Genomic DNA, 16,189 nt, shown 5'->3' on the forward strand with positions numbered 1-16,189 from the left:
TTCCAGATAGTCGGTTACTTTGTAAAGTTGCGTCATGAAAAAAATAAGCAACAATGAGTATCGTAACCTAGTTGATAGGTGGCAGGAATCTGGAGAAATTAAAGCCTCTTTTGCAGAGGCAGAAGGTATCTCAAGGACCACAATTTATTATAGGTGTAAGAAGTTCATTTATTCTAGAACTGGTTTTCTCCCACCCCACCACCTTGGTGAATGCTTAAAAGATCTGACTTTGGCTTTCCAGGATCATTCCAGGGTTTTTCTTTTTTTGGATTTGATAAATCCCCTCCCCCATTGAGAACCAAAAGATCCGGAATATCTCCCCTCCTATTTTACGGGGTCAATCCCGATGGTCGGGACAGGCTATCATCAGGAATAGCAGTCGAATCTGGCGTATCAAGCCACTTTCACTGCTCAAAAACATTCTGGATTTGTGGGGTCAACATACTCCGGAATATCCACCATACAGGAATTAGGACCGAGCGTTTAGAAAACCTTCGGTGAAGGTTTTTAGCGAGGGGCCAGGTTGAAGGGTAGGAAGAACACCTACACAACAATACAACATTCTTAATAGCACCATACAGGAATTGAAATCCTTTAATCAAAAATCTAACTATTAAAATAATTATAAATCCAAAATTCAAACTTTCAAATTCCCACATTTGATTTTGTATCTTAAGAGAAAAACCAGATGAAGAACAAGGGATGGAAGTATAATCCGGGAAGGCTTCCTTTGGAAAACCCTGATTATACTTTCAGGCTTGCGCAACCTTGTACTTCAGATTGGTTTTTCTAAAATTTCATAAATCAAATGCTGAATCCAAAGTTTTAGGAACAGCTCTTTAATTTACCTCAATGTTGATAACTGTTTTTGGTTCTAAAAATATTGATTTTAAAAAAATCCAAATATCCGAGTTCCGAGGATATTTTTCTCCTCTTTCAAAATGGAAAGCTGGGGATTGTTGTAGACAATCCTACATCTAGCTAACTGCGATAAAGCAGTTCCTATTTCCCCTATTCTTGGGAATTACGGCTTTTTGAAAACATGAAATTTCAACATTCCAAGCTCAGTTTTCCCAGTTCCACATAAAGCTATTCGCAGTAATTTCCAATCCTGCATAGGACTACCATTTTCCTTGCGCGATCTTGTAAATTAGTAGATATAAATGAACACATCGTCTTCTTCCAGAGGGCAACAATTTTGGTGAAATTAGTTCTTTACTGATACTGATTTTGTTGAAGGTAAAAAACTACAATCGAAAATGAAACTTCGCTATGGCTTTATGACTATTGTAAAATGAATTGGTAGAGGTGAAGGCTAGCTAATCGTTTATCACATAGATTTTAAATTACTTTCAAAAAACTTATCTGCTACCTTCATCAATGGTACTATCAATAAAATTTCCCCACCTCATGCCCAGAAGGTGGATTTCTTGCTTTTTGTCTTTTTAGATTAGAAACTTCAATTACTATTTATGGCAAGTTTTGATTTTATAACCAAGGAAGACCTTGAGATGCTAAGGGTTCAACTGATGAATGACTTCAGGAAACTAATTGAACCTAAAAAGAAAATCCTTAAGGAGTGGATAAAAGGGAATGAGGTAAGAAAAATCCTTAGCATTTCCCCGGGATCCCTTCAGAACTTAAGGATCAACGGTTTGCTAAATCCTAAAAAAATAGGTGGGACTTGGTATTATAGAACTGAGGAAATTGAGGCTCTATTTGAAAAGTAGTCAATGGAAGCAAGGAAAAATTCAAAAGTCAAAAAAGTCATCGCACTCTTGGAAAAAGTTCTTAATCGACCGGAATTTAATCCAAGTCATATCGCTGTATTTACTGCCATTTTAAAGGAGTTTTTGATACAGGATGTAAAGGACGGATTTAGGATCACTAGAGGCAGGATCATGAGATTGGCCCAAATCCGTTCTATAGCCACTTACCATCACTGTATAAAGGGCCTGGTAAAAGCAAATTTAATCCTATACCAACCTTCCTTTCATCCTAAGCTTGGGACAATGGTCAAGTTTTTATAGAAAAAAGTTAAACCGAAGGGTTCTTAGAAGATTAAATTCACTCTATTATTAAATCCCCTCCGGTTATAAATTAAAAATTACTTATCCAACTTCGATTTGAGAGCCAGCATATCTTCACTGATTTTTCCATCAAGGATTTTTGCATAATGTTGGGTCTGTTTCAAAGACCTATGCCCCAAGAGTTTGGAGACTGTCTCAATAGGAACCCCATTGCTTAAAGTTATGGTAGTAGCAAAAGTATGTCTGGCAATGTGGAAGGTCAGCTCCTTTCTCACCCCACAAAGATCAGCTATTTCTTTCAGGTAGGCATTCATCTTCTGGTTACTGGGCACCGGAAGTAGGGCATCTTCATGAATACATTTCGGATGGTCATTGTATTTCTCTATGATCCGCAAAGCTACAGGAAGTATAGGGATCCTGATGGGGGCCTCTGTCTTTTGCCTTTTGGTCTCTATCCACTTTTCACCGTCAATACCGATTATAATCTGGGTTCTTTTGAGGTTCTTGACATCAATGTATGCAAGACCGGTATAACAGCTGAAAACAAAAATATCTCTAACCTGATCCAGTCTTTCAATGGTAAAGTCCTTTTCTGATATATTCTTAAGCTCTTCTTTGCTAAGGGTTTCGCGCCTTACTTCTTTTTTCACCATCTTAAAACCCATAAAAGGATCTCTTTGAAGCCATCCGTTTTTCACACAGTTAAGGACAATTTTCTTAAAGTTGGCCAAGTATTTTACTGTTGTGTTATGGGCACATCCTCTCACTGATTTCAGCCAGAAAGAATACTGACTTATAAATTCATAGTCAAGATATTTAAGCTCCATATCATCCTTGCCATACTTCCAGCGAATAAAAGATCTGGTATGCTCAAGAGAAGTTCTATATCTCTCCATTGTCCCCGGCGCAAATTCATTACCCACAAGTGCTTCCATGTCTTGATTGTGGGATTCAAAGATCTCAAGGATCAAACGCCTATCTTCAGCTTTTCCGATCAGCATATTTTTGATCCTTTCGGCCGTCACATCCTTATCCAAGTCCATCAGCTGTTTTCTGGCCTGATAGATTTTCATCTGATAGGAGTCAAGGAGCCCATTAAGCAGTCTTGCTTTTTCACTTTTCCCTTTGACCCTTCCTGCTGCACTATTCCATTCCCAAGGCTCACAGGTCACCTTTGTGGAAAGCTCCACCCGTTTGTAATCCACCGTGATTCTGACATATACATGCTTTTCCTTTCTCTTTTTATTTTTCGAGCCTTTTAGGTAAAAGAGAATACTAAAACTTTTTTCTATCATTTTCTTACTGTTTAGTGTTCTAAAGTACTAACCAGTGAGTCATTTTTTCAAGATGTTCATTAGTCAAACACGTTGATTTTCAATTATTTAAACATCTTCTGGTGAGTCATTTTTCAAAATCGAAAGACTCACCAGAAGACTCCCATGAAATTTAGGGAAAATTGAAAATTTTGATGCTTTCCGAGGCCAAAACGAAAAAAGCCCGCATCTCATCGATGCGGGCTTTTTCATTTAATTTTTGTAAATATTATTGAAAATCTGCGTTTAAAGGCCTGTAAGGCACTTTTCTCAGCTTAAAATTTGTTTTCCGAACCTTCTCCTTGTTTGGTCAAGGATTATTTTGAAAGATTTGAAAACTAAACTTGCAGAGAGGAAGGGATTCGAACCCTCGATACCCTTTAGGGGTATACACGCTTTCCAGGCGTGCTCCTTCAACCACTCGGACACCTCTCTGTGTATGGGTCTTCCTTAACGGAGTGCAAAGAAATAAATTTATTGATGCCCAAACAAACTAATTCTGAAAAAATCAGCCCAAAGCGACTCCAGTCAAAGACATTTCCCCAGCCATGGGCTGCACAAGCTTCCTTCTTACCTCAGCATCGTTCTTTTCATTGGCCAAAAGAAACATCATTTTGGTAATCGCTGCCTCTGTTGTAATATCGCCTCCACTCAAAACTCCTATCCTCAAAAGGTCTTTGCTGGTTTCATACCTGCCTTGTATGACTCTTCCTCCGTTGCATTGGGACACATTAAGAACTATAATTCCTTTTTCGATTGCCTTTTCCAAAGATTCCAAAAACCACTTTTCACTCGGACTATTACCCGAACCGTAGGTTTCCAGCACCACCCCCTTGAGTCCCTTTGTAGCAAAACAAGAGTCCAAAACTTTGGAGGTGATTCCGGGAAACAACTTGATCACCATGACATTATTATCCAATTGGGTGAAATATTCCAACTTCTTACCTTCTTCATAAGGTTGAATCGCAGCGTAATTGTAATCGATGATTATACCTGACTCTGCCAAAGGTGGATAATTTTCTGATTCGAATGCATCAAAGTGTATACTCTGTACTTTTTTAGACCTGTTGCCACGAAGAAGCATGTGGTTGAAAAAAATGCATACTTCTGGCACAATGGGTTTGCCATTTGCTTTTGCCGTGGCTATTTCCAAAGCAGTCATCAAATTTTCCCTGGCATCCGAACGCATAGCAGAAATAGGAAGTTGTGCTCCAGTAAACACGACTGGCTTACTCAACCCTTTTAAAATAAAACTCAGCATCGAGGCTGAATAGGCCATCGTATCAGTACCATGAAGTATCACGAATCCGTCATAACTATCATAGTTTTCATAGATAATATACGCCATATCCACCCAATGGTGCAGATTGACATTGGAAGAATCTATCGGCTCTGGAAATGAAATCACTGTAATGGCTACATTCATATTGGTCAGGTTGGGTATTTTTTCCAAAATCTGTCCAAAATTGAATGGCACCAAAGCACCAGTTCTGTCATAGGCCATACCCAGTGTTCCTCCGGTATATATAATCAATACGGAAGAGGTAATCTCACTCTTGGCTACCGTATTTAATCTGACTATTTTATAATTCATCTTTCGAAATGGTGAAAAATACCTTGTGAATTAGCTTGGGTCTTCTCGGATATTTCATCAAGACCAGTTTCCAACAAATCCCCAATCCTTCTAGCTATTAAGGGAATGTACTCAGGTGAATTTCTTTTTCCTCTATGAGGTACAGGTGCAAGATAAGGACCATCAGTTTCCAATACCAAATGTTCCACTCCCAATTCAGGAATAATTTTATCCAAACCTCCATTTTTGTAGGTGGACACCCCTCCTATGCCTAAGAGGAACCCTAATTCAATAATTTCCCGAGCCTGTTCCAGACTTCCGGAAAAACAATGAAAGATACCGGTAAGCTCCTCAGTTTTTTCATTACGGATAATTTCAATGGTTTCATCCATAGATTCCCTACAGTGAAGAATCAATGGCCACTTTTTCTCCTTGGCCCACTGGACCTGTACTCTTAAAGCCTCTTTTTGTTGTTCAAAAAAGGTTTTATCCCAATATAAATCCAGGCCAGTTTCCCCGATTCCTGCAAACTCTCTTTTGCTGATCCAATCTTCCATGACATAGAGCTGCTTTTCAAAATCCTTCTTGACATCACAGGGATGTAAGCCCATCATAGGGATACAGACCCCAGGATATTTCAGCTCAGCTTCCAACATGGCATCAATGGACTCCACATCAATATTGGGCATGTATATTTTCTCAACCCCCAGCTCCTCTGCGCTCCTGATGACATCGTCCCTATCACTGTCGTATTTTTTCGAATAAATATGTGCATGTGTATCTGTAAACTTCATCCGTATTTCCTTCCTTTCCATTCCGTTTTGGCAGGCCAAAAATAATAAACAATTGTGGACCATGAGGTGAAGAGATAATATAATTCAAAAAGCAGCAAATTTCTGATTCCTAAATTTTGCCGGCATTTGGAAGCAAAGCCATAAATAAACAGGGATTGAATTATCACTTTGATCAGCCAAAGCAACAAACCTTCAAAAGGAAATAAAATAAAAAAATAAATAATTGAAGGAAAAAAAAGCACCTGAATCCCCAAAAGGATCTTCCAGTATAAAGGAAGCCTGACTGCACCGTACATCCATCGCTTTCTTTGCGACAACAAATCACTGGATTTTTCCTGTCCTTTTGTTTGGATCAAATTCGCTTCAGACACCAAGTGTACAGCTTTAAACCCTTTAAGCTTCACCTGTTTGGCCAATTCAAAATCCTCCGTAAGTGAAAATGGGATCCCTTCAAAACCTCCTATAGCTTCATAGGCTTTTTTACTGAGCAGCATATTGTTGCCCATTGAGGTCAGCGTCAATCCCAAATCGGACATCACCTTCACCATCCCCAAAGTAAGCCACCAATCCATAGCTTGCATTCTGGTAAAAACATTATCTCCTTGCACCTGGGTTATTCCTGTAATCAAATCACTACCGGATTCAGCTTGTGCATTAACCATAGACTTGGCCCATTGAGGAGAGACAATACAATCGGCATCTGTAAATAGAAGTAATTTCCCGGTAGCCTTTTCTGCCATTTGTGCAAGCGCATTGGCTTTACCATTGAGGCCTGCTGTTTTTTTATGTATACTCAAAAACTCAACTTGCCAAACAGTACTTTTCATCCAATCCTGAATGATGATAGCTGTCTCATCTGTACTTCCGTCATCAGCAAGGATTATTTGGGTCTTCTCCTTGGGGTATTCCAAGAATTCAATACTTTGCAAACAATTGAGAATGTTTTCAGCTTCATTTCGACTCGGAATGAGAATGCTGATTTTGGGCAATTCAGCTTGATTTCTTGAATCATACTTCCGGAAATTAATCACCAAAAGCAAACCAAGAATTAGATCCTGGAAAATTAAAAATCCAACTATGAACAAGGCTAAGGCCGTCATAATACAGCTGTTTGAAAGCCACTTTCTTTAATAAAGTCCAAATATGGTGGAAGTACTTTGTAAAGAACCTTTTCGGTTTTTAGTTGGTCATGAAAAAGTACTATTGAACCATTCCTAGAGTATTTCTTAGTTTTATGAAGGCACTTTGCTGCAGGCTGATCCCCGTCATAGTCGCCTGAAAGCACATCCCACATGACAATCTGGTAATTTGAATGTATGGCTTTAAACTGCTTCTTGGTCAATTTACCGTAGGGTGGTCTGAAAAGTGTGGTTTTGCGCTCTAACACCTCAAATATTATTTGCTGGCAGGCCTTAATTTCCGAAAGGTACTTTTCTAGAGCTGTAAAGTAACCATTGGCGTGATGAAAGGTGTGATTGCCAATACCATGACCGGCATCCGCCACTTTTTTAGCGAGTGCGGGATGCTTCCGGATATTGTCACCCACCATAAAAAATGTGGCTTTCATTTTCCTTTTTGCCAGCTCATCCAATACAAAATCAGTCACTCCCGGTACTGGTCCATCATCAAAAGTGAGATAAATTTTGTTTTCGCTCCTGCTTTTGTTCCATAACATCTTGTTGAAGATCCGGGATACAATATCAGGAACGTGATGCATCAAGACCATGATTACTGGAATCTCAAGCTTAACAAAGTAATATCGTCCCTCTGAATCCCTCCAGCTGAGAAATTCTTCAAATCTTCAAAGAAAAGTTCATGGAATTGGTCTGGATCTATACAGAGGAGGCTTTTCACAAACTGATTGAAACGATGATCTCCGTATTCCTCCTCAAGTTCATTAAAGCTTTCCGTAAGCCCATCTGTATACAGGTGAATAGTAAATCCCTTCAAATGCTGTCTTTTGCCTACCTCCATAAAAGGCAACTCTTCAAACGCTCCAAGTATGGTCGTCCCTGCTCCTAGCAATTCACTCCTTTTTTCTCCTTCCCAGCAAAGTATCGGAGCATTATGGCCTGCATTGATATAGGTCAACTCCCTTTTCTTGTAATCATAATGCCCCAAGAAAAATGTAATGAACTTTTCTCCTTTGGTATTATCGAAGATGGTGAAGTTCAGCTGTTCTACGATCATCTTGAGATCAGAACTGCTTCTTAACAAAGTTCTCAAAGCAGCCTGAAAATTGGACATGAGCAGGGCTGCTGGCATTCCTTTTCCTGATACATCCGCAATGCAGAAAAACACCTCATCTTCAGATTTTTGAATCAAATCATAGTAATCTCCGCCCACCGTAGAATGGGGCACATAGGTCACCTTGGCTTTCAGTTTGGCTGTTTTGGGAAGAACAGAGGGGAAAAGCATCCGTTGAACATTGGAGGCTATTTCTACTTCTTTTTTCAACCTCTCCTGCTCCAACTGCCTTTTAGCAAAACGTTTGTTTTCCAAGGCTACAACCATAATATTGGTCAGGGCTTGGGTGAAATTTAAGTCGAGCTCTACCAGCTCATCTTTTTTCTTAAGAAAAAGAATTGCCAACATTCGGTCTTTATGAAAGACAGGAAGGTAGTTTTCCAGTTCGCTAAATGAAAATCCTGGACCGACCTGAATATTGAGTTTGCCTTCCCCCTTTTCATATTCCACCTGTTTTTCAGGAATAATTTCAGGTACATTATTTTTGACTCCGTGACTGATTTTTCTTTCATATTGATCCTGATTGATCATATAGAGCAAAATGGATCGGATATTCAAGTGTACCAAGCAAGTGAATTTAAAAATATCCAAAAGCACGGAAGCAGGTTTGTTCTCGTTGATGGCTTGTGTAATTTCCAGAAGCGCTTTGAGCTCCAGTTCTTTTTTTTGATATGCTACTGTTGTTGGCGTCACATTAAATGGCATTATGCTCCATCAGCCCCTTTTTGGAGGCCAGATAGTACAATTCTTTTCCTTTGTTTAAAATATCCACCTGATCGAAAAGCTCTTCATCAGGGGCTGTAAGGCATTTGATAAAAGCTTTTTGATGTAAACTTTGCAAAGTGGACAGTAATTTCTGATCCTCCCAGCCCAACTCCTCTTTGAGGTATTGATATGGCTGCACAAAGTAAAGCTCATCTAATAAATCAAACTCTTCCTCGTTCATTATATTTCATTTTCAAACTCTAAATTAAGGCTAATCCGAGGATTTTCTTCCCTTCCATTCAAATTTTCCTGAAAGTGCACCCAATACCACTCTTAAAACATAAACTGGATGGAAAATACTAGTGGCCAAAAACACCCACAGAGCTTGTTTGATACCATAAGACTTCAAAACTGTAGAAAGGCTTTTATATTCTGATAAGAATTTCACCCCCCAAACAATGCAAAAAACCAACTGTCCCTGTGCTCCCCTTGTCAGAAGAATAAAACTACTGAGAAAAAATAATTGGATCAAAACGGGTAGCAATGAAGATAACATGTGAAAATTACTTTGATGCTGTTTCCATTTGGAGGCCCACCGGATTTTTTGCGAAAAAAGTAATTGCCAGCTTCCTTGTGCCGAAGTTTTCACCAATGATCCCTGATCATTTATGTATGAGACTGAATTTACGCCAAAATGCCTCAGTATTTTTTTTAGCAAAAACTCATCATCTCCTGACAAGAGGTGCTCATTTCCCATATAACCACCAACTTCCATAAAAGCAGCCCTTCTAAACGCAAGATTGGCAGCGCTGCACATTAATGGATTGCCAGATTCAAAACTTGCTTGGGTGACCAATAAAACACTTGCCCACTCCACTTGCTGAAATTTTTCCAAAAACCCACTCTGTCCATTGCTCATGACAGGACCTGCTACAAGTTGGATTTTATCAGAATGAAAAGGCTCACACATCAATTCCACCCAAGATGGTGGAAGCTTACAATCTGCATCTGTGGTAAGAATTATCCCGGAAGACACTTCTTGGATACCGGTTTGAAGTGCTGCCTTTTTGCCTACTCCACTAGTTTCCAATATTATAAAAGAAATATCTTTGCTTTCGCCCTCAGCAACGAGTTTTGAAATGATTTTAACGGAATTATCTTCCGAAGCATCATTGATAAAAAAAACCTGGAGGGGCCGGTAATTAAGCTCAACAACAGAATTGAAAATCAGAGGCAGATTCTCCGCTTCATTTCTGAAAGGAATAAGGATATTCACCATTTCATCTGATTTTTCCGATTGAGCATGGCTCTTTTTTTTTTGCCAGTACATTCTCAGCCTGCCCATCAGGAGCAGATAAAGTATCCCTACCAAAAAGTAAATTGTTAGCATGAATTGGTTTAACTTGCGGTAATGAGTAAAGAAGCCAAAAAAGAAGCAAAGGAAAAAATAATTCTTGGGATAGACCCTGGTACCAATATCATGGGTTACGGCCTGATTTTGGTTGAAGGAAAAAAATACAAACCCTTACAATATGGCGTGATTCACCTAAAAAAATACACTACTCACGAACTGAAGCTGAAGAAGATTTTTGAAAGAATAACAGGACTGATTGATGAATTTCACCCCGATGCGGTTGCTTTAGAGGCACCTTTTTACGGACAAAATGTACAATCCATGTTGAAACTGGGCAGGGCTCAAGGCGTAGCGATGGCGGCAGCCCTTGCCAGGGAAATCGCCATTGCGGAATACTCCCCCAAAAAGGTGAAGCAATCCGTCACTGGCAATGGAAACGCATCCAAAGAACAGGTGGCAGCTATGCTACAAACTCTTTTGAAGATTGAAGAATTGCCAAAACTCTTGGATGCTACAGATGCTTTGGCTGTAGCAGTCTGCCATCATTTCCACGATGGCAGGTTGCAGACCAGAGGCCGTACAGCAGGATGGAAGTCCTTTCTGGAGGAAAACCCCGGCAGAATCAAAGGTTAAAATGTCTTGCTTAATGTAAAGTGAAAAACCCTGCTTTTGACATTCGTGTCGAAGTAATTCAAGCTGATCAATCCCATATCATAGCCCAACTGAGCACCAAGACCATCGTACAGCTCGTAAAAAACACCTAACACAGCACCAAGATCATAACCTCGTATTGTGCTGGTAGCTCTGCTTACGCCATCTGGATTTTCATACCGCCTGGCTGCCAAAACAGAAGCTTGTGGACCTGCAAAAACATTAAGTTTTTCGGAAAGACCATATCTGACAACCACAGGAATATCAATATAGCTCAATCTATCGCTGATTCCGTCTGAACTCTCCTGAATCCCTTTTTGGGAAAAATACAACCCAGGCTCTATTTTAATATTTTCCATTAAGTCTAAGCCATAAAAAACTCCGGCACGGAAAGCGACTCTGGAATCAAAACTGTATCCATTGAAGTTGGAAACATTCAAGCCAGTTCTAAGCCCCACCTGGGCATTTGCTTGTTGGGCAGCGATCATGCTCAAAAACATAAAAGAAACTAAGAATAATTTTTTCATCTTGTTTTAATAATTTTCTATAATTTGGGATAAGTTGTTCAAGCTGTTTGGTCTAAATCAAAACTTCAACCAATTTTCAAAAACAGATGAGTAAATTAACAGAAACCCTTAATAAGTTTTTGGATTTGGAGCAAAAATCTTTGCAGGCTTTTTTAAATAAGGGGAATATCAGAGAGGTCTCCAAGTCAGAAAAGTTGATCAGTAAAGGGGAAATTTGTGCAAATCTGTTTTTCATCCTTAAAGGAGCCGTTCGGAGTTACTATTTCAAAGATGACAAAGACATCACAATAAGCTTCAGCATGGAAGGAGAGTTTATCACCTCCATGTCAAGTTTTATCTCTCAATCCCCTTCCTACGAAAATATCGAAGCTCTTGAAGATTGTAAACTTTGGCACATCAGCCATCAAGACCTGATGGGTCTTTTCGATACCCACAGGGATTTGGAGAGGGTGTATCGCTTGATTTTAGAGGCATACTATATCAGAGTGGAAGAACAATTGATATTTTCAAAATTCAAAAATGCCAGAGAGCGCTATGAAGAACTTTTGCAACAAAAGCCCGAAATCATCCAAAAAGCAAGTGTAGGCCAAATCGCATCTTTTCTTGACATGAGCATCGAGACCTTGAGTAGAATACGGGCCAACCTTTGATTTTTTTTGATTTTTGTCAAATGCTTGTAAGCAGGTTTTTCGGTAAATTTGATTATCCAATAAACCCTCTGCTATGAAAAAGAAAATCCATCTTCTGCCATTGCTCTTCATATTTTGGACAGGAATGTTCCTCAGTTCCTGTAATGACAGCAATACCGAAATGACTTTTGACTCCAGTAAACTTACCAGGCTGAGTCAAGATGATGTGGACAAAGTTGTAGAAGCTTTTATGTTGGCTCAAGATGGCGATGTAATTGAGATCCCGGCCGGTTTTTACAAGCTGAAAACCCAACTGATTCTGGACAATAAAAACAATGTCACCATCAAAGGAGCAGGAATGGCCGAAACTATACTTTCGTTCCGAGAGCTCAGATCAGGTGGAGAGGGGGTAAAATTGGTAGGCAACAACATCAAAATTGAAGACCTGAGTATAGAAGATGCTCCCGGAGACGGAATCAAAAGCCAACACAGTGATGGCATTACCTTCAGAAGGATCAACGTAACCTGGACCAATGGTGACAAATCCAAAAATGGTACTTACGCCATTTATCCTGTGCAGTGTAAAAACGTGATGATAGACGAATGTATTGCTTCCCATTCCAAAGATGCCGGAATATATGTGGGTCAGTCTGAAAATATTATTGTCAAAAACTCACTTGCTTTTGGAAATGTAGCAGGCATTGAGATTGAAAACTCGGATAATGCCGAGGTGTTTGGAAATACAGCCAGAGACAATTCGGGTGGAATTCTAGTATTCAACCTTCCTGGACTTCCGAAAGCAGAAGGGCGTGGCACTAAAATTTATGATAATGACATCATTTCAAATAACCATGTCAATTTTGCAACTCCTTTAAGTAATGAACCCAATGGAAATACAGTTACCATGATTCCTCCTGGTTCGGGGGTGATTTTGCTCGCGGCCAAAGACGTGGAAGTTTATAACAACCGAATACACAAAAACAAGACTGTAGGCATAGCCATAGCCAATTATCAAATCACCGGATTTCCGGCTGAAGCCCCCAATTGGTCACCCTATACGTCCAATATTTACATCCACGACAACGATTACCAAAGGACTATGAAAATCCCAGATCTTAGTAAGGAATTCGGGCAGTTGATTTCAGTATATAATGCCCATGGTAAGGGAAAAACACAGGACATTGTATTTGATGGCTTTTGGGATAAATCACTGAGTAATGACATCAACTCCAACCCAATGAATATTTGCATTCAGGAATCCGACATGGATAAGCTGCACTTTACCTTGTTTGACCTTTGGGATGGGGAAGACAACATCAAGTCAACCAAAAATTACAGTCCTTTTGACTGTCAAACAGAAATCAAAACTGATGTAAGCGCAATTGCCGAACTTTGAAATCATGACCAAGAGTTATCCCAATAGCCTCTTCGCATTCATCCTCTTTCTTGCATGGGCATGTGGCCCCCAGGTTAAGAAAGAAGAAATTCTTATTCCTGATATAAATTACGGTGACTGGGAACCCCCAGAGATCCAAACAGCAACTTTAGATTTCAAGGATTTTCCTTTTGACAAGCTTTCCGACTACGGTTTTTTTAAAGGAAAAATAAGAGAGATGAATCCAAGCGATGGAGTAATTCTATATCAACCTGCTTCTTCCCTTTTTACTGATTATGCGCACAAATCAAGGTTTATTTGGATGCCTAAAGGAAGCCATGCTAAAATCAATGATGACATAGAAGGTACCATGGATTTCCCTGACCATACTGTATTGATTAAGAGTTTTTATTACCCAGCCGACTTTCGAAAGCCTGATGAAAATATCAGAATGGTTGAAACCCGACTAATGGTCAAAAGAAACGGTAGCTGGGAGGCCTTTCCTTACATCTGGAATGACGATCAGACAGATGCCAATTACAAGGTGGTTGGTGCAGAACTACCGATCAAATGGACAGATGTAAAAGGAGAAGATCAGGTCATTAATTATATCGTCCCAAACAAAAATCAATGTAAAAGCTGCCACAACGTAAATGAGGAAATGGTTCCAATCGGTGTAAAAGCCAAGCACCTTAACCATGAGATTTATTATGGAGCCCAACATCAAAATCAATTGGTCAAATGGACAGACGCAGGGCTTCTCAAAGCTGGCGAAGATCTGGATAAATTACCGGCTATGATTGATTACAATGATAAAACCCAATCTCTGGAATTACGCGCCATGGCATACTTGGACATCAATTGTGCACACTGCCACCGCGCTGAGGGTCCGGCAAGTACATCAGGACTTTTTTTGAACTATGAAGAAAGAGAACCTATGAAGCTTGGTATTTTCAAAACACCCGTCGCTGCGGGTTTTGGGGCCGGGTCTTTTAAGTTTGGGATTTATCCCGGTAAAGCTGATGAATCCATCATAACATTCCGTATGGGTACCAATCAAGTAGGCGCTGCCATGCCCGAGTTGGGAAGAGTGACTGTACATGAAGAAGGGCTTCAATTGATCAAAGACTGGATCAATGCGATGAATGATCAGTCCTATAAATAGCGAAAAGCCCAGCTGGAATAGCTGGGCCAAGAGAAAAGGTATTTGATCTAATTGAGATATTAGAAAGTCAAACCTACTGAAAGGTTGAATCCTCTATTATACACATCAGAATTGCTGTTTTTAAAAACAGGAGCCATTCCGTAGCTGTATGATCCCTGTACATTTAAACCTTTTGGAAGGTTATAACCCAACCCTACTACAAGTCCATAGTCGGTTTCTCTTACGTTATTTGAATCAAAACTCACCGTAGAACCAAAAAGATCACCTTCAAATGTGGAAGCCGCCAAAAAGGAAATCTGAGGTCCAGCAAAGATGTTGAAACCTTCGGTCAGATAGGCTCTTGCAAGGACCGGGACGTCAACATAGTCCAAATTTGCTCTTGAATTGAGAAAGTCATCATTTCTGGTTCCTTTCATTGCATAATAAACACCAGGCTCAATAGCAAAAGATTCTGCCACAAAGAAGGTAGAGTAAAGACCCAAATGAAATCCGGTTCTATTGGTATAATTGTCTTCAGAAATATCTCCGCCTCCAAAGGTGTAAAAATTACCTCCACCTCTGATACCTAGACCGCCTCTACCTTCATTACTGGATTGTGCATTTGCATTCACAGCAAAAAGCGCTATGACAGCAAAAATCATTGTTAACTTTTTCATATTTCTAATAGTTGGTTTTGGCACAAAAGGGCTAAATTCGTGCCAGTTGGACTTTTTTTATAAAGCCAAAAACCCAACTACCTGATTATCAAAAGCTATTCGCTGACTACTTTATCCACATAACTGGAATTCAGAATACTCAAAGCTCCCATGTATTTTAAACCGAACTTTACCACATCCCCAACTTGATACTTTTTTGGATTTTCTCCCAAATTGAGAATCAACATATCCGAACTGGCTCCCAAAATTTCAAATTCCCCATCTTCAGGAATCAAGTACTTCGGGTCAACATCCAGTAAACCAATATCTAAGATAGCTCTAAAAGAAGATCTTCCATATAGGTCCTCATCTATTTCTATAACCTCTCCCTGTGGGTTGGCTGCCAAAGTACCACTAGGCAAAAGTGGCTTTTCCTGCATCTCGATAATTTCCGCAAAAAGTGTAAAAACATCCCCATCCATACCATCTATTACTTTTTCTTCAAAAAGATCTACTCCGAAAAACAGGGTTTCTCCTACTCTGAAATGGTTGACCCCTTTTGGAAGCTGCTTGTGAAGCATCAATGGAATGGTCACTGAAGTCCCCGCAGATACCCAAGGTATTTTTTTATTAAACTTCAACTCGATGATTTGTTTGTAAAGAGAAAGCTGGATCAGTTTATCGGTAGAAGGCATGACACCATTCAAACAGTTTAGATTGGTTCCCAGACCAATGATTTCAATACCCGGCAATTCAAAAATCTGGGAATAAAATTCAATCAAATGGTCTCCCATTACCCCCTCTCTGAGGTCACCGGTTTCCACCATAATGATGATTTTATGCATTTTTCCCTGCTTAACAGCTTCCTCAGAAATCCACCGTATGGTGGTCAGCTCACTGTTTAGACTGACGTCAGCGTACTTTACCATCTTGGCCACATTCCTTTTGGACACAGGCTTGATATACACAGTCTGGATGTCAGGATTGATTTCTTTGATCTTCGCCAAATTACTGATTCTGGAATCATGAATTTCTCTGACCCCCAAATCGATGAGTTCGCCCAGTAGCATTCTGTTGCCACAAAGGATTTTAGAAACTACTCCCCATGAGATATCACTATCATCAAACATGGATTTGAGGAATTGAAAATTCTTGTTGAGTTTGGTTTTATTTAAGGTAAGATATGCCATC

General features: G+C 39.7%; 18 protein-coding genes and 1 tRNA gene. 7 read left to right on the plus strand and 12 right to left on the minus strand.

Annotated elements, in window-relative coordinates:
• Nucleotides 1–34 precede the first annotated feature (34 nt).
• The 3 genes from A33Q_RS09910 (at nucleotide 35) to A33Q_RS09920 (ending at nucleotide 2,030) form a co-directional block, all read left to right on the plus strand.
• Entirely contained in the window at nucleotides 35–295 is a 261-nt protein-coding gene (locus tag A33Q_RS09910) for a hypothetical protein (RefSeq protein ID WP_009034422.1), read from the plus strand.
• Between the two features lie 1,177 nt (nucleotides 296–1,472).
• Nucleotides 1,473–1,730, plus strand: a complete 258-nt coding sequence (locus tag A33Q_RS09915; RefSeq protein WP_009034423.1) for a helix-turn-helix domain-containing protein — start codon at nucleotides 1,473–1,475, stop codon at nucleotides 1,728–1,730.
• A 3-nt stretch (nucleotides 1,731–1,733) separates the two neighbouring features.
• Complete coding sequence (locus A33Q_RS09920) at nucleotides 1,734–2,030, plus strand: hypothetical protein (protein ID WP_009034424.1); 297 nt, start codon at nucleotides 1,734–1,736, stop codon at nucleotides 2,028–2,030.
• Between the two features lie 77 nt (nucleotides 2,031–2,107).
• Here the strand turns inward: A33Q_RS09920 and A33Q_RS09925 are convergent, their stop codons facing one another.
• From A33Q_RS09925 to A33Q_RS09965, 9 genes are all read right to left on the minus strand, one after another.
• Nucleotides 2,108–3,325: a site-specific integrase gene (locus A33Q_RS09925; RefSeq protein ID WP_009034425.1), complete on the minus strand. Its 1,218-nt coding sequence runs from the start codon at nucleotides 3,323–3,325 to the stop codon at nucleotides 2,108–2,110.
• A gap of 365 nt (nucleotides 3,326–3,690) precedes the next feature.
• Nucleotides 3,691–3,778: transfer RNA gene (locus A33Q_RS09930), tRNA-Ser, on the minus strand.
• A 73-nt stretch (nucleotides 3,779–3,851) separates the two neighbouring features.
• Entirely contained in the window at nucleotides 3,852–4,937 is a 1,086-nt protein-coding gene (locus A33Q_RS09935) for an asparaginase (protein WP_009034426.1), read from the minus strand.
• Nucleotides 4,934–5,710 (minus strand): TatD family hydrolase, encoded by a 777-nt coding sequence (locus tag A33Q_RS09940; RefSeq protein ID WP_040490302.1) that lies wholly within the window; start codon nucleotides 5,708–5,710, stop codon nucleotides 4,934–4,936. The genes A33Q_RS09935 and A33Q_RS09940 overlap by 4 nt, the downstream gene beginning before the upstream one ends.
• On the minus strand, nucleotides 5,707–6,810 hold the full coding sequence (locus A33Q_RS09945; RefSeq protein WP_009034428.1) for a glycosyltransferase: 1,104 nt from the start codon (nucleotides 6,808–6,810) through the stop codon (nucleotides 5,707–5,709). Before A33Q_RS09945 ends, A33Q_RS09940 begins: the two co-directional genes overlap by 4 nt.
• Nucleotides 6,807–7,385: a polysaccharide deacetylase family protein gene (locus A33Q_RS09950; protein WP_016255045.1), complete on the minus strand. Its 579-nt coding sequence runs from the start codon at nucleotides 7,383–7,385 to the stop codon at nucleotides 6,807–6,809. The genes A33Q_RS09945 and A33Q_RS09950 overlap by 4 nt, the downstream gene beginning before the upstream one ends.
• A 53-nt stretch (nucleotides 7,386–7,438) precedes the next feature.
• A complete protein-coding gene (locus A33Q_RS09955) occupies nucleotides 7,439–8,650 on the minus strand; it encodes a SpoIIE family protein phosphatase (protein ID WP_407635780.1) in 1,212 nt (403 codons plus the stop codon).
• Between the two features lies 1 nt (nucleotide 8,651).
• The gene (locus tag A33Q_RS09960; RefSeq protein ID WP_009034431.1) at nucleotides 8,652–8,903 is read right to left on the minus strand and encodes a hypothetical protein; all 252 of its coding nucleotides are present in this window, start codon (nucleotides 8,901–8,903) and stop codon (nucleotides 8,652–8,654) included.
• A 30-nt stretch (nucleotides 8,904–8,933) separates the two neighbouring features.
• On the minus strand, nucleotides 8,934–10,052 hold the full coding sequence (locus A33Q_RS09965; RefSeq protein ID WP_009034432.1) for a glycosyltransferase: 1,119 nt from the start codon (nucleotides 10,050–10,052) through the stop codon (nucleotides 8,934–8,936).
• A 21-nt stretch (nucleotides 10,053–10,073) separates the two neighbouring features.
• Here A33Q_RS09965 and ruvC point away from each other — a divergent pair, with 21 nt between their 5' ends.
• The gene (gene ruvC / locus A33Q_RS09970) at nucleotides 10,074–10,649 is read left to right on the plus strand and encodes a crossover junction endodeoxyribonuclease RuvC (RefSeq protein WP_009034433.1); all 576 of its coding nucleotides are present in this window, start codon (nucleotides 10,074–10,076) and stop codon (nucleotides 10,647–10,649) included.
• Here ruvC and A33Q_RS09975 read toward each other — a convergent pair.
• Nucleotides 10,646–11,194, minus strand: a complete 549-nt coding sequence (locus tag A33Q_RS09975) for a porin family protein (RefSeq protein ID WP_009034434.1) — start codon at nucleotides 11,192–11,194, stop codon at nucleotides 10,646–10,648. The two genes, ruvC and A33Q_RS09975, sit on opposite strands and share 4 nt — an antisense overlap.
• An 86-nt stretch (nucleotides 11,195–11,280) precedes the next feature.
• Here A33Q_RS09975 and A33Q_RS09980 point away from each other — a divergent pair, with 86 nt between their 5' ends.
• The 3 genes from A33Q_RS09980 (at nucleotide 11,281) to A33Q_RS09990 (ending at nucleotide 14,363) form a co-directional block, all read left to right on the plus strand.
• The gene (locus A33Q_RS09980) at nucleotides 11,281–11,844 is read left to right on the plus strand and encodes a Crp/Fnr family transcriptional regulator (RefSeq protein ID WP_009034435.1); all 564 of its coding nucleotides are present in this window, start codon (nucleotides 11,281–11,283) and stop codon (nucleotides 11,842–11,844) included.
• A gap of 73 nt (nucleotides 11,845–11,917) precedes the next feature.
• Nucleotides 11,918–13,219: a parallel beta-helix domain-containing protein gene (locus A33Q_RS09985; protein WP_009034436.1), complete on the plus strand. Its 1,302-nt coding sequence runs from the start codon at nucleotides 11,918–11,920 to the stop codon at nucleotides 13,217–13,219.
• Between the two features lie 4 nt (nucleotides 13,220–13,223).
• Nucleotides 13,224–14,363 carry an SO2930 family diheme c-type cytochrome gene (locus tag A33Q_RS09990; protein WP_016255046.1) on the plus strand — a complete coding sequence of 380 codons (1,140 nt, stop codon included), beginning with the start codon at nucleotides 13,224–13,226 and terminating at the stop codon, nucleotides 14,361–14,363.
• Between the two features lie 59 nt (nucleotides 14,364–14,422).
• Here the strand turns inward: A33Q_RS09990 and A33Q_RS09995 are convergent, their stop codons facing one another.
• Both A33Q_RS09995 and A33Q_RS10000 read right to left on the minus strand, forming a co-directional pair.
• On the minus strand, nucleotides 14,423–15,019 hold the full coding sequence (locus A33Q_RS09995; protein ID WP_009034438.1) for a porin family protein: 597 nt from the start codon (nucleotides 15,017–15,019) through the stop codon (nucleotides 14,423–14,425).
• A gap of 95 nt (nucleotides 15,020–15,114) precedes the next feature.
• Nucleotides 15,115–16,188, minus strand: a complete 1,074-nt coding sequence (locus tag A33Q_RS10000; RefSeq protein ID WP_009034439.1) for an alanine racemase — start codon at nucleotides 16,186–16,188, stop codon at nucleotides 15,115–15,117.
• Between the last annotated feature and the right edge of the window lies 1 nt (nucleotide 16,189).

The sequence above is a fragment of the Indibacter alkaliphilus LW1 genome (genome assembly GCF_000295935.2).
Lineage (GTDB): Bacteria > Bacteroidota > Bacteroidia > Cytophagales > Cyclobacteriaceae > Indibacter > Indibacter alkaliphilus.

Bases quoted from the DNA above. Each gene is read 5' to 3' on its own strand.
- A33Q_RS09915 (WP_009034423.1), top strand. From the start codon at position 1,473: ATGGCAAGTTTTGATTTTATAACCAAGGAAGACCTTGAGATGCTAAGG.
- A33Q_RS09980 (WP_009034435.1), top strand. From the start codon at position 11,281: ATGAGTAAATTAACAGAAACCCTTAATAAGTTTTTGGATTTGGAGCAA.
- A33Q_RS09985 (WP_009034436.1), top strand. From the start codon at position 11,918: ATGAAAAAGAAAATCCATCTTCTGCCATTGCTCTTCATATTTTGGACA.
- A33Q_RS09965 (WP_009034432.1), bottom strand. From the start codon at position 10,052: ATGCTAACAATTTACTTTTTGGTAGGGATACTTTATCTGCTCCTGATG.
- A33Q_RS09910 (WP_009034422.1), top strand. From the start codon at position 35: ATGAAAAAAATAAGCAACAATGAGTATCGTAACCTAGTTGATAGGTGG.
- A33Q_RS09975 (WP_009034434.1), bottom strand. From the start codon at position 11,194: ATGAAAAAATTATTCTTAGTTTCTTTTATGTTTTTGAGCATGATCGCT.
- ruvC (WP_009034433.1), top strand. From the start codon at position 10,074: ATGAGTAAAGAAGCCAAAAAAGAAGCAAAGGAAAAAATAATTCTTGGG.
- A33Q_RS09925 (WP_009034425.1), bottom strand. From the start codon at position 3,325: ATGATAGAAAAAAGTTTTAGTATTCTCTTTTACCTAAAAGGCTCGAAA.
- A33Q_RS09920 (WP_009034424.1), top strand. From the start codon at position 1,734: ATGGAAGCAAGGAAAAATTCAAAAGTCAAAAAAGTCATCGCACTCTTG.
- A33Q_RS09990 (WP_016255046.1), top strand. From the start codon at position 13,224: ATGACCAAGAGTTATCCCAATAGCCTCTTCGCATTCATCCTCTTTCTT.
- A33Q_RS09935 (WP_009034426.1), bottom strand. From the start codon at position 4,937: ATGAATTATAAAATAGTCAGATTAAATACGGTAGCCAAGAGTGAGATT.
- A33Q_RS09940 (WP_040490302.1), bottom strand. From the start codon at position 5,710: ATGAAGTTTACAGATACACATGCACATATTTATTCGAAAAAATACGAC.
- A33Q_RS09945 (WP_009034428.1), bottom strand. From the start codon at position 6,810: ATGACGGCCTTAGCCTTGTTCATAGTTGGATTTTTAATTTTCCAGGAT.
- A33Q_RS09995 (WP_009034438.1), bottom strand. From the start codon at position 15,019: ATGAAAAAGTTAACAATGATTTTTGCTGTCATAGCGCTTTTTGCTGTG.
- A33Q_RS09960 (WP_009034431.1), bottom strand. From the start codon at position 8,903: ATGAACGAGGAAGAGTTTGATTTATTAGATGAGCTTTACTTTGTGCAG.
- A33Q_RS09950 (WP_016255045.1), bottom strand. From the start codon at position 7,385: ATGTTATGGAACAAAAGCAGGAGCGAAAACAAAATTTATCTCACTTTT.
- A33Q_RS10000 (WP_009034439.1), bottom strand. From the start codon at position 16,188: ATGGCATATCTTACCTTAAATAAAACCAAACTCAACAAGAATTTTCAA.